Source organism: Arthrobacter sp. YAF16 (assembly GCF_052113385.1).
Classification (GTDB): domain Bacteria; phylum Actinomycetota; class Actinomycetes; order Actinomycetales; family Micrococcaceae; genus Arthrobacter.
The window spans coordinates 1,630,322-1,642,319 of record NZ_JBFRDC010000001.1 but is presented as its reverse complement, the minus strand read 5'-3'; the positions used below and the strand labels follow the sequence as shown (position 1 = coordinate 1,642,319).

At 64.8% G+C, this 11,998-nt stretch carries 10 protein-coding genes; 7 read left to right on the top strand and 3 right to left on the bottom strand.

Going from position 1 to position 11,998, the window contains the following annotated elements; all coding sequences use genetic code 11:
• Positions 1–1,463, bottom strand: a 1,463-nt coding sequence (locus tag AB4Y91_RS07600; protein ID WP_441417820.1) for a PKD domain-containing protein, incomplete at its 3' end; no start/stop codon positions are given.
• A gap of 732 nt (positions 1,464–2,195) precedes the next feature.
• Between AB4Y91_RS07600 and AB4Y91_RS07595 the strand changes: the two genes are divergently transcribed.
• The 6 genes from AB4Y91_RS07595 to AB4Y91_RS07570 are packed head-to-tail and all read left to right on the top strand — an operon-like array spanning position 2,196 to position 7,962.
• Positions 2,196–3,005 carry a 3'(2'),5'-bisphosphate nucleotidase CysQ gene (locus tag AB4Y91_RS07595; RefSeq protein WP_441417819.1) on the top strand — a complete coding sequence of 270 codons (810 nt, stop codon included), beginning with the start codon at positions 2,196–2,198 and terminating at the stop codon, positions 3,003–3,005.
• Complete coding sequence (cysD, locus tag AB4Y91_RS07590) at positions 2,998–3,918, top strand: sulfate adenylyltransferase subunit CysD (protein WP_441417818.1); 921 nt, start codon at positions 2,998–3,000, stop codon at positions 3,916–3,918. The genes AB4Y91_RS07595 and cysD overlap by 8 nt, the downstream gene beginning before the upstream one ends.
• Complete coding sequence (locus tag AB4Y91_RS07585) at positions 3,918–5,159, top strand: sulfate adenylyltransferase subunit 1 (protein ID WP_441417817.1); 1,242 nt, start codon at positions 3,918–3,920, stop codon at positions 5,157–5,159. Before cysD ends, AB4Y91_RS07585 begins: the two co-directional genes overlap by 1 nt.
• A gap of 51 nt (positions 5,160–5,210) precedes the next feature.
• Positions 5,211–5,717 (top strand): PssD/Cps14F family polysaccharide biosynthesis glycosyltransferase, encoded by a 507-nt coding sequence (pssD, locus tag AB4Y91_RS07580; RefSeq protein ID WP_441417816.1) that lies wholly within the window; start codon positions 5,211–5,213, stop codon positions 5,715–5,717.
• Complete coding sequence (locus AB4Y91_RS07575) at positions 5,717–7,048, top strand: glycosyltransferase (RefSeq protein WP_441417815.1); 1,332 nt, start codon at positions 5,717–5,719, stop codon at positions 7,046–7,048. Before pssD ends, AB4Y91_RS07575 begins: the two co-directional genes overlap by 1 nt.
• Entirely contained in the window at positions 7,048–7,962 is a 915-nt protein-coding gene (locus tag AB4Y91_RS07570; RefSeq protein WP_441417814.1) for a glycosyltransferase family 2 protein, read from the top strand. Before AB4Y91_RS07575 ends, AB4Y91_RS07570 begins: the two co-directional genes overlap by 1 nt.
• A 16-nt stretch (positions 7,963–7,978) precedes the next feature.
• Here the strand turns inward: AB4Y91_RS07570 and AB4Y91_RS07565 are convergent, their stop codons facing one another.
• The gene (locus tag AB4Y91_RS07565) at positions 7,979–9,256 is read right to left on the bottom strand and encodes a carbohydrate binding domain-containing protein (RefSeq protein WP_441417813.1); all 1,278 of its coding nucleotides are present in this window, start codon (positions 9,254–9,256) and stop codon (positions 7,979–7,981) included.
• Between the two features lie 464 nt (positions 9,257–9,720).
• On the opposite strand from AB4Y91_RS07565, the gene AB4Y91_RS07560 reads away from it, so the two are divergent.
• A complete protein-coding gene (locus tag AB4Y91_RS07560) occupies positions 9,721–11,085 on the top strand; it encodes a hypothetical protein (RefSeq protein WP_441417812.1) in 1,365 nt (454 codons plus the stop codon).
• 8 nt (positions 11,086–11,093) lie between these two features.
• On the opposite strand, the gene AB4Y91_RS07555 is transcribed toward AB4Y91_RS07560, so the two are convergent.
• A complete protein-coding gene (locus AB4Y91_RS07555; RefSeq protein WP_441417811.1) occupies positions 11,094–11,984 on the bottom strand; it encodes a sulfotransferase family protein in 891 nt (296 codons plus the stop codon).
• Positions 11,985–11,998 lie beyond the last annotated feature (14 nt).

Below are 11,998 nucleotides of genomic sequence, written 5' to 3'. Positions count from 1 at the left end.
TTGGAGGTGGGGATTGCTGCGGTGGCGTAGGTGTTGATGGTGACAGTGCCGGTGGGCATGCGGGTGCGGCCGACTTCGGTGCCGTTGACGTAGATGACGACGCCGTCGTCGGCGACGGTGGTGAGTTTGAGCGCGGTGACGGCGGAGGCGGTGGGGATGGAGAAGCTGCGCAGGAAGTAGGCGGCCAGGGGSCGGGCGCTGGTGGTGGCGGARGGGTTGAGGTTGGTTCCCARCGGRGTTGAGCCGTAGCCCAGGGCGCCGGGACCGGTGTTCCAGGCGGAGGAGTTGTAGCCGGRGTTYTTCCAGGCCGGGTCCGGTGCGGTGGTGCTGTACCGGTATTTCCACACTGCCGATACCCCGGTCCCGGTGCTGCCGTCTCCGAAGGCCCATCCGTAGCCGGTGATGCCGGCGTCGTCGGTGGAGGCGCTGGCATCGAAAGCCGCGGTCAGACCGGAGGCCGAGGCGGTGAACGACGCCACCGGCGCGGCATTCACCGTGAAGGGAACGCGCTGCACCGCAAGGACGGCCGAGGTGTCGACGACAGTCACCTTCAGCCATTCATCCATCGTTGCTCCGCCTTCCACCGTGATCCTGGAAAAGTTCGGGACCGGGGTGGTGAGTCCGTAGTACGACAGCCACGTCGACGACGTCAGCGGGCGGTCGCTGGCGAAGCTGTGAGTGTCCCCGTTGAAGAGGAAAACCGGGAGTTGATAGGCCAGGGATTCGGAGGCGAAGGCTTTCACCAACGGTTCGTAGGCGGTGCGGCTCGGGGTTCCCTTGAACATATCGGCCTGGGTCGTGAAGACCACGGCACGGCTGGCGTTCGCGGTGGCACGTTGGAAGGCAGCGTGAATGAGGGCAATGCCAGCGTCGGTTCGTGCGTTGACTTCGGCGGTCTGGGCACTCGTCGGCGCTGAATATCCGCTCCAGGTTGCCAGATCGTTGGCCGAGCCCACGATGTGCACCGCGGCGAACGTGAGGCCTTCCCGGTCGTAGAGCACGTTCTCCGGATAGCCGGACTGTGCCGTGACGCTGGCCGCGTTCCGTCCGAGCGTAGTGCCGGGAGCCGGGAAAAAGACCTGGCGCAGGGCGGCCAGGCGGTCGAGCGGATTGGCGGCACCCACGGAGGCACCCGAACAGTCGGCCCATTCATTGTCGCCGGGCGTATAGACCAGCGGATCGGCAAAAGTGTCGAAATTCGCCCTGATGTTCGCGTAGTACGAGTCGGAGCAATTAGGCGGGCCACCGATGTCGCCGAGATGGGTCACCAGCTGCACTTGGGGATCCGCATTGATCTGCCCGATCCGCTGCGGGAAAACGCTAAGCTGCGTGGAGCCGTAGGGAGTGTCCCCGATCACGGCGAAGCTGAAGGGGGTAGCGGCCGCGACCGTTTCCGCGGCGGCTGCGGTGAAGGTCAGGGACAGCGCGATGGCGGCCAGAGCTGAAACGAGCTTGAGCTTCACCGACATCTCCTCGCATTAGGACAGCTAATCCTGGAGACCGTTCCTGCCGCAATCACGGTTCGGGTGGCCCAGATCCGGGTGCCGGTAGCCGCTCCAAACCGTCTCGGGTACCGAAAGGCTACAAGTGGGGCATCCGGTTGTCCAGCACGCGTGCCGCCGTGAATTCGCACTGTAAATCCGCGCGAATCCGCGGCGGCGCTGCGGACTCACGGGACCTGCGTTCGGCCGGGGTTCGCCGGCCAAGTAGGGCCGGGCCTTTGCGAGTGGTCCGTACCCGCCCATCAATGGCCGGCCCAGTAGTCCGGGCCAAATACGCGATGAGACTGCCGGAAAAGACGCGTACTGCTTACTCGCGTGCCCGGCCGGAGGCACTCCTAGGTTTGTTTGATACATCCAGTCAGCAAACACCTCTGGGTACTGAGTAGGTCTCGACAATGTGCTCTTCGAACATCGGCTCCGTGACGGGCTTTTCCAGCTTGTCCTGGCAAGTTTCGGCGCGCTGCGGCCACCGTGTCCCGGCCGTCGGCCCGGTCGCAGACGGCGGGGACAGTGCCGGCCGAACCGCCATCCCGGCATGTGGCAGATTCGGCGGGCCGCAACTCAACTGGCAATCCAGCGTCCGCCTCGATTTGTACTACGTAAAAAAACTGGTCTCTCGCCGGCGACATCATCCTGCGGCCCAACGCCACGATGATGAAGAACCCAGCCGGCGCTTACTAAAACGGGGGAATCATGCCTTTGCTCAAACACGAGCGTCCCATCAGCGCCGAACTGTCGGATGCCAAGCTGGCCGCGGCGCTGGCTGAAGGGGCCGGAGACCTCCTGAGGACCCTGCAGGGCCGGGACACCACCTTCACCCCCAAATCCCTGGGCGCGGAGGGGGACAGGCGCTCCCATCAATTCCTGAAGAAGATGCTGCTCCGCACCCGGCCCAAGGACCAGGTCCTCTCCGAGGAGGCGCCGGACCAGGTCTCGCGCCTGCGGGCCGAACGGGTATGGATCATTGACCCGTTGGACGGGACCCGCGAATTTTCCGAAGGCCGCCGCGACTGGGCAGTGCACGTCGCACTGTGGCAGGAAGGCGAGCTGACGGCCGGCGCAGTCGCGCTTCCCCGGCTGGACATGGTCCTGACGGGCGAGGACGGCGGCGGATCCGCCGCTCCCCACACGGGTCTGAGAATGGCCGTGTCCCGGAGCAGAGCGCCGGAAATCGCCGGCTCCGTGGCCGCAGACATCAACGCCACCCTAATTCCGATGGGCTCAGCCGGGTTTAAAACGTGCGCCGTCGCCAGCGGCGAAGTCGACCTTTACCTGCACGACGGCGGCCAGTACGAATGGGATTCCGCCGCACCCGTCGTCGTCGCCCGTGCCGCCGGACTGCATGTGAGCCGCCTCGACGGCTCGGCACCGCGGTACAACCAGGAAAACCCCTACCTCCCGGACCTGCTGGTCTGCCGCCCGGAACTCAGCGGACTGGTGTTGGCAGCAATCGGCAGGGCAAAACAGCAAAGCCCCCAAACGAAAGGACACGCCGGTGCGTGACGTGACCGAAAGCCCTAGGCGCATTCTTTCCCAGCTTGAGGTTCTCGAGTCCGAGGCCATCTACATCCTCCGGGAAGTGGTGGCGGAGATCGAGCACCCGGCGCTGATGTTTTCCGGCGGGAAAGATTCGATCGTCATGCTGCACCTCGCCGGTAAGGCGTTCGCTCCTGCCCGTATACCGTTTCCGGTGCTCCATATCGACACCGGCCACAACTTCCCGGAGGTGCTTGAACTCCGGGACCGCATGGTGGCCCGGTACGGATTGAACCTGGTGATCGGATCCGTTCAGGACGCCATTGAGCGTGGGATTGTTCGGGAAGAGCCGAACGGCTCCCGGAACCGGATACAGACCCCGGTGCTGCTGGAAACGGCGGAGAAGAACGGCTTCACCGCCCTGCTGGGCGGTGCCCGCAGGGATGAGGAAAAGGCCCGGGCCAAGGAGCGCATCTTCTCCTTCCGGGACGAGTTCGGCCAATGGGACCCCAAGAAACAGCGTCCCGAGTTGTGGAACCTGTTCAATGCCAAGGTCCACTTGGGTGAAAGCATCAGGGTGTTTCCGCTGTCCAATTGGACCGAGCTCGATATTTGGGAGTACATCGCGGCCGAAGGCATCGAAGTGCCCTCCCTCTACTACGCCCACCAGCGCGAGGTTTTCGAGCGCAACGGCATGCTGTTCGCAGCTAACGAGCTCTGCCAACCCGCCGCCCACGAGCCGACATTCACGGAATCGGTCCGCTACCGCACGGTGGGGGATGCCACCCTGACCGCCGCCGTCCGATCCCATGCCGACACCGTAGAGCTGGTCCTCGAAGAAGTCGCTGCCTCCCGGATAACCGAACGCGGGGCAACCCGCGGCGATGACCGGGTCAGCGAAGCGGCGATGGAAGACCGAAAGAAAGAAGGCTACTTCTGATGGACCTGCTGCGATTTGCCACTGCCGGATCGGTCGACGACGGCAAGAGTACCCTGATCGGTCGCCTGCTGTACGACTCCAAGTCCATCTTCAGCGACCAGCTGGAAGGAGTTGAGCGGACCAGCCGTGAAATGGGCTCGGAATACACAGAACTGTCGCTGCTGACGGACGGGCTGCGGGCCGAGCGGGAACAGGGCATAACCATCGACGTCGCGTATCGGTATTTCGCCACCCCGTCGCGGAAATTCATCATTGCGGACACCCCCGGCCACATCCAGTACACCCGGAACATGGTGACCGGGGCCTCCACCGCGGACCTGGCGATTGTGCTGGTAGACGCCAGGAAGGGACTCGTTGAGCAGAGCCGCCGCCACGCCTTTCTGGTTTCCCTGCTCCAGGTTCCACACCTTGTGCTGGCCGTCAACAAGATGGACCTCGTGGGTTACTCGCGCCAGGTCTACGAGGACATCCGGCGGGAGTTCACGGAGTTTGCGGCAAAGCTGCAGATCGCAGACCTGACCGTCATCCCCGTCTCCGCCCTGCACGGGGATAACGTCGTGGACCGCTCGGAGAACATGCCCTGGTACGAGGGCGGTTCACTGCTCAACCACTTGGAGAACGTATACATCGCCAGCGACAGGAACCTGGTGGACGGACGGTTCCCTGTGCAGTACGTAATCCGGCCGCACACCAGCGAGCACCACGACTACCGCGGCTATGCGGGCAAGATCGCCGGCGGGGTGATGCGAACCGGGGACGACGTGATCGTGTTGCCCAGCGGGCTGCCCAGCCGCATCGCGTCCATCGAAACCGCCGATGGTCCGGTGGACGAGGCGTTTGCGCCGATGTCTGTGACAGTCCGGCTGGAGGATGACATCGACATTTCGCGCGGGGACATGATCTGCCGGCCGCACAATCAGCCGAGCGTGTCCCAGGATATCGATGCCATGGTCGCGTGGATGAGTGAGGAGCCTCTCCGGCCCGGGCAAAAGCTGGCCCTCAAGCACACCACCCGCAACACCAGGGCCCTGGTGCAGTCCGTGCAGTACGAACTCAACGTCAACACCCTGCACCGGGACGAATCCGCCCCCGAACTTGGGCTGAACTCCATCGGCCGCGTCCGGCTGCGGACGACGACGCCGCTGCTGACCGACGAGTACCGGCGGAACCGTGAAACGGGCGGATTTGTACTGATTGACGAAAACACCCACAGTACCGTCGGCGCCGGAATGATCATCTGAAGCCACTGGCCGGGGCCATCACGCGTCACTTATCGGGGAGGATCAAAAGCAATGAGGTCAGGGAAAGTTTTTCAGGAGGGTCCGCGTGCTGCGACACCGGGCACTGAGCGGATTCTGCTGGTGGGTTCCAGCGGCGGTCATCTGGCGCAGCTGATGTCGCTGCGCCCCTGGTGGTCTGCGCATGAGCGGGCGTGGGTCACCTTTCCCACCGAGGATGCGAAGTCGAACCTCGAGGCGGAGACCGACGTTTCATGGGCGTTCTCGCCTACTACACGCAATATTCCCAATCTGCTCAGGAACGCCTGGCTTGCCTATCTCGTGATTCGCCGCTTTCTCCCCACCGTCGTCGTCTCCACCGGCGCCGGGAGCGCTTTCCCGTTCTTCGTCGCGGCCAGGGCTCTGGGCATCGCGACTGTGTACATAGAGGTCTTCGACAGGGTTGAGAGCCCCACCTTGACCGGCCGGCTCTGCCGCCCCTTCTCGGATCTCATGCTTGTCCAGTGGCGGGACCAACTTGGTCTGTACCCGGATGCGCAGTTGCTGGGAAGACTCCTCTGATGAGCAGGGCATCCAGGACAATAACGGTACTGGTGGGAACCGACTGCCATCCGTTCAAGAGAATCATCGACTGGGCCGACAAGTGGGCCCAGGCGAATCCGTCGGACCGGGTGATGGTTCAGTACGGCCACAGCGCACCACCGCGTATTGCCGCCGGCCGGGACTTCGTCTCGCCCAAGGAGCTGGCCAACCTGTTGGAGAGCAGTGAGATCGTCATTCTTCACGGTGGCCCTGCCACGATTTCAGAGGCGCGAAAGGCCGGCCACCTCCCATTGGTGTTTCCCCGGGACCCGCAATACGGGGAACATGTCGATGACCATCAGCAACGGTTCACGCGCTGGTCCGCCGAGAGGGGCCTCGCCATTTGCGTGGAGTCGGCGCCGGAACTGGACGCCCATGTGGCCGCGTCGGCGGAGAACGGCGCGGGAACCCGTCTCCTGATGGAGACCGAAACCTTCGGCGCCGACGAGGCCGCGCAGAAGCTGGCCGCACTGCTGCACAAGCGCCGGACCTCGACGAACCGCGCCTCCGTCGGAGCGCCCGTGGTGCTGTATGTTGCTGCTCCGGCCCACTCCGTGGACACCGTGCTGGAGTCGGTCGGGGGCCGCGCCTCAGTGGCTGTCCTCGGCGATACGCGCCAGCTCTGGCAGCGCGGCATCCTCGACAACGAGGATTGCAGCTGTGGCGTTCCCTTCCATGAGTGCGGGTTCTGGAAGGCCGTCGGCAAGTCCGCGTTCGGCGGTTGGGACGAAGTCGATGTCCGCGGTGTCAGCAGGCTTGCCGACGCCGCCATGCCGGCACGGAGGTTGGGGCCGGCGGCGCTGGCTGGAAGGCGGGAAGGACGGCTGCAGCTGGCCCGGTACAGCGGTTATTACCAGGCCATCTATGCTGCTGCCAGGGATGTCTCAGGTGCAGACGTCCTGGTCGACTCAGGCGAGGACCCAACGCTGGCCTACGCGCTGAGCCATAATCGAGAGATCGACCTCCGATTCCTCGAGATCGCCACGGCTGCTCCGTTCTGGTCCAAGACGCGGACCGCAGCCATGCGGGACAAACCGTCCTGGCTGAGCGCAGCATGGGCGGCCCACGCATTGAGCCGCCACCACATTCCCCGGGCCAGCCTGCCGCCGTCGGCCGCAAACGATAAGCAAGTCGTCGCAGGGGCCTGGACCGAGTTAGGACTGCCCGGTGGCAGTGCCGGCGACGGCGCCGCCGATGGTGCCGCTGGCCGGATCGGCCGGCCCACGGGGCCGTTCCACGCCATGGCTGCACGTCACGCCATGGCCGCCCGTCGCACCAACTCCGTACCCGACCCCGTTGCAGGGTGGTGATGACCATGGACCGGGTCACGGCCATAATTGCCACGAGGGACCGCCCGGAGATGCTGCGACAGGCGGTCAGCGCCGTGCTGGCGCAGACCTACGCCGGATTCATCGAAGTCCTGGTGGTCTTCGACCAGTCCGACCCTGACTATTCCCTCGCCGAGGAATCAGCTTCCCGAAGCGTGCGTGTTCTGACCAACGGGCGGAAGCCGGGACTGGCCGGTGCCCGCAACAGCGGCATCGAGGCAGCAACGGGGGAGTTCATCGCGTTCTGTGACGACGACGACATCTGGATAGGGCACAAGATCGAGGCGCAGGTGCAGGTGCTGGCGGACAGTCCCGGCACTGAGTTCGTGACCTGCGATATTACGGTCTCCTACGACGGGCAGTCCCACGACCGCCCGTTGGGGAAGTCCTGGATCACTTTCGTCGATCTGCTCCGCGACCGGCACACAGAACTCCATCCCTCGACATTCCTGATGCGGCGCTCCGCCGTCCTGGACGGGTTCGGTCTGGTGGATGAAGACGTCCCCGGCGGATTCGGCGAAGACTACGAGTTTCTCTTGAGGGTCTCCCGCCGGGGGCCGATTGCCCACGTCCGCCGGGTTTCGGCCATGGTCAGGTGGGGGAGCCAGTCCTTTTTCTTCCGCCGCTGGCAAACGATGTGTGATGGTCTGTCATGGATTCTGGACAAGTACCCGGAGTTCGACACGGTACCCGCCGGGGCTGCCCGGATCAGGGGCCAGTTGGCGTTCGCCCACGCGGCCATGGGTGAGCGGCGAAAGGCCCTGCGTTGGGCGGTATCGGCTGCCCAACGCAATCCCTTGGAACCACGCGTTCCCCTGGCTGCCGCCGTCGCGTGCGGCATTGTGACTCCGGCCCGCGTTATGGAGGCACTCCACAAACGGGGCCGCGGCATTTAGCGGCCGGCGCCGCCGGTCAACCGCTGACCAGCTTCCGCCAAGCCGCGGCGGAAGGCGCGTCCGTCAGGCGGTAGTCGCCGATCTTGACCGCGGAGTCCCAATACGCCACGAAGAGGGCATTGTTGTCCTTCAGGTACTTGCCGACCTTGGTAAGCCACGCACCACGTCCCGCCCCGCTGGGGTCCGAGGGAATGAGCCGGCTTCCCGTCTCGGCAATGCCGAAGGGCTTTCCCGCCCCCTTGGAGACCGCAACGACGTCTCGGTAGACCTTGGCCGGGTCCGGGTAGGTCGAGGGACCGGCGACGCTCCCGGCGTCGTTGTAGGGATCCCAGGCCAGGACGTTGATGTAGTCGGCCCCCGGGTAGTAGTCCTTCCAGTTCAGCTTCGAAGCCGGGTTCACGGTCCATCCCATGAGGATCAGCGTGGAGTGCAGGTGCTCGTTGTCCGCCTGGTCCTCCAGCCGCGCAATGTGCTGCCAGGCCGCGCGGTAGGCGGCCGCAGTGAATTTGCCCTGGGCGATTTCGGCCTCGGGTTCGTGCACGTAGGACCAGTAGGTTTCCTGGTCCCGCGGGGCCGTCTTGAACCAGGCCAGCAGGGCCGCGTCATATTTTCCTGCCAACACGTCTGCCGGCGGCGGGCGGAAGGAGATCACCAGGGATCTACCCTTAAACGTTTCCAGCGATGACCAGCTGGACGGAAGCGCATCGTCGAAGAGCCGGACGATGCCCAGCGAACCGAAGCGGCACTCCTCCCGCGCCAGCGCTTCTTCACGTGTCCCTCCGGAGCTCGATTGTCCAAGGCTGGAGCCGAAGACGGTCCCCGACGTCGGCGCGGGGGCGGGAGTCGGCGCACCGGCAGGTACCTCCTGCATGGAGACGTCATCCACCTGCAAAAACTGGCCCGGTGCCAGGTCCCACGCCAGGATGTTCAGGTCCATGGACGAACAGTTGTAGGCGGCCGTGACATCGAAGGCGATCTTCGTCCAGTTCGTGTCCGTCAGGTTGAAGGAGGACCCGGTGAGCGGGACGTCGCCCTGTTCCTCGCGGACCCGTACCTGACCCGATATGCCGGGGGTGTCGGTACGGACCCAGGCGCTTACGGTGTAGCGCGTTCCGGCTTTGGTGGATCTGACGGTATTGAGTTCATCGTTCAGGACGGCTGTCTGCTTGCGGTTCGTTGTGAGCTCGACGGCGTGCCGGCCACTGTGGCCGCCGCTAACTACGGCCAGCTCCTGGGTGCTGCTGTCATTGGTCCGCCAGCCAGGGGTGCCAACTTCAAAACCGCCGTTTACCACCTGTTCTGCCGAGCCCGCCTCAACCGGATCAGAGCCGGCTTCGGCAAGACCCAGGACAATTGCCAGGGCCGTGCAGCTGCCGGCAACTAACCGCCTGAGACGGCTCCGGTGCGCGGGGGTCCGCCGGGGCAGGGGCAAGACGGCATCGGTCCCTGGGGTATACCCGGTGTCTCTTGAGCGATTCATAGGCTTGCTCCTGCGCCCGAGGGCGTTGATCACGATGCACAGTGAGACCCGGCTGCGATCAGGGCTTTCGAATCGGGTCAGAGCGGCCGTGTTGATGTGAAGAGACTGTACAACTCTTCGTCACGGATTCCCACAGGTGCTACGCGGGCGGCGCCTCAAATTACTCGTGTATCAGGGAAGCAATATCGTGCACAATGGGACCACATGCCGCAGGCGGCAGTTTGGGGGAACCGGCGGAGGGACCGATTATGCGCAACCGGTGGCGGGTACAACGCCTTGTGAGCGGCACAGGCACGTCGCCGTTGGACACTCTGGTGGAGCAGCTCTGGCGCCTCCCGGTCGCTTCGGGTCAGGTCCGTGTTGTCCTCAACCCCGCTGCCGACGATGAATGGCGCGACGTGGAATCGTATTGGGTGCTTCCCAACGCGTCACAGGCGCGGCTGCTGATCCCGCTGGCGACGCCGCAGGTCACGGCCGCCAGTCTGCTCCAGTACCGGGCGTTGCGCCGCGGCAAAGTCAATACGGCGCGAATCCTCTTGGGATCGTTGGCCCGGCTGGGCATACGGCCGGTCCTGACCAGGTTGTGCGTTCAGGAGCGCGTGGCTCCGGTGGCGCGGGGAGCCCGGGAAGCGCTGCCGCTTGCCGCCGTGGCGGCCAAGCTGCGCGGCAGCGTCATGACAGAGGGAGAGGCCGGGCCGGACTTCCACGCTACGGGTCACCAATTGTTCGCCTCGATAGGTATCCGGGAAGGCGATAATCGCAAGCCGACGCTGCAGCTGGTGGACGGGGCGGGGAAGCCGGCCGGCTATGCCAAACTGGCCTGGAATGAGAGCAGCAGTGAGTTTGTCCGGACGGAAATCGGTGCGTTGAGGGCCGTCGGCGCGTCGGCCGGGCCGGTACGGGCTCCCGCTCTGCTGGCCGTTGGAACCCACGGTCAGTTTTCGTATCTGGTGACTGAGCCCCTGCCTCTGGACGTGCGCGCCGTGCGTGGACGTGTCAAGGGCCCCACCCCTCAGGAGCTCTTCGCCCTGTGCCCCGTTAGCAGGGTGGACACGCTGTCCTCCACCGAACACTTCCAGAATTTGAGCCGCCGGCTGGCTGCCCTTGACCCGGCGTCTGAACCGGAGTTGGCGCAGGCCCTGGCCCGCCTGGAAGAGTTGTTGCGCGCCGGGGATCCGTTGTTGCCGGTGGCCGAACGCTGGCACGGTGACCTTGTTCCCTGGAACACCGCAAGGGATTCCAAGGGTCTCCTGTGGTGCTGGGACTGGGAGTCGTGCGAGCCCGATGCGGTCGCCGGCCTGGACGCCGTGCACTGGATGTTCAGTGTCAGGCGCGAACGCGGCGAGGGTCCGATGGCAGCCAATCTGCTCCGTGCCATGGCGGACGCCGGACCGTTTTTCGAGGCAGCGGGTGTTCGGCGGGACGCCTGGCCCGTGCTGGCGGGGGTCTACGCGATGGTGGTAGCCGAACGGGCGTGGACGCTGGCTGTCCGCAACGGCGGCTGGGCCTCGTCTTGGATCTCCGTGCGGGAGCTGATCGACCTGCTCGGCGCCGCCCAGGGCCTCCTTGATGCCCTTGATGGGCAAGGAGCGGTTGAGGAGTCACCTGCCGGCCCGGCTGCGTCCACGGCACCGCCGGCCTAGGGATCCGCTCAGGCCCAGAGCGGATCCCGCTGGAGATAATCCGCAAGTTCCTTGTTGTGCGGGGCGTAATAGGACGTGAGTTCTTCTCTGGCGGCCTCGGGCATGGTGGACCGGGCGCTGGCATTGAACGTTTTGGTGGTTGGCAGGCTATATGGGGGGATGCCAAGGAAATCGCACACCCGGTTAAAGACGCCCTGGACGTCGTCGTACATATCCTCGCTGCGCAGGACCAGCAGCTGGCCCTCCGGAAACGCGCGGTGCCAGTTCTGCAGCTGGGGCAGATACACGCCCCTGGCGCGGTAGGTGTAAAAGTCATGGGCGGCGCTGTAGTACCGGGAGTCGGCCGCCATTTTCCCGGACTCGCCCTCAAGCCTCGCGTCCTCGGCGGCCAGCGCCGCCTCGAAGCTGAGCGGCTCGACGCCATTCTGGACCCTTTCCTGGTAATGGGAGTATGCGCGTTCCACTGGATCTCTCAGCAGCGCTATCGCCTTGATATCGGGGGCGACCGCGCGCACCTGCATTGCGATCCGGGGGTCCCAGAGATAATACGGGGACGCCTCCCCGCTGATCGGACGGTAGCCCAGTTTCCGGGACAGCAGATTGCGGTACGACTCCGTGTGGAAGTGCGAGCGATACCAGAGCTCGCCTCGCCCGCGCTCCTTGAAGAAGTAATCAGTACTCTTCTTGCCCCGCACCTGTGGAAAGAGCCCCAGGACCCCGGGGTGCATCAAGAGGTAGTTGTACAGGGAGGTTGTGCCGCCGCGCTTTGCGCCGACGATCAGGAAGTCCGGCGCTGGCCTCGCTCCCACGGTCCCCTTGGCGTAGGACCGGGTGACCAGGTCACCGGCATCCTTCATCCACCGTGGAGCTGCGTCTTTGATGTCGCTGAGTCCAAGCATTGCAGATTCCTCAT

Bases quoted from the DNA above. Each gene is read 5' to 3' on its own strand.
- AB4Y91_RS07595 (WP_441417819.1), top strand. From the start codon at position 2,196: ATGCCTTTGCTCAAACACGAGCGTCCCATCAGCGCCGAACTGTCGGAT.
- AB4Y91_RS07585 (WP_441417817.1), top strand. From the start codon at position 3,918: ATGGACCTGCTGCGATTTGCCACTGCCGGATCGGTCGACGACGGCAAG.
- pssD (WP_441417816.1), top strand. From the start codon at position 5,211: ATGAGGTCAGGGAAAGTTTTTCAGGAGGGTCCGCGTGCTGCGACACCG.
- AB4Y91_RS07575 (WP_441417815.1), top strand. From the start codon at position 5,717: ATGAGCAGGGCATCCAGGACAATAACGGTACTGGTGGGAACCGACTGC.
- AB4Y91_RS07570 (WP_441417814.1), top strand. From the start codon at position 7,048: ATGACCATGGACCGGGTCACGGCCATAATTGCCACGAGGGACCGCCCG.
- AB4Y91_RS07555 (WP_441417811.1), bottom strand. From the start codon at position 11,984: ATGCTTGGACTCAGCGACATCAAAGACGCAGCTCCACGGTGGATGAAG.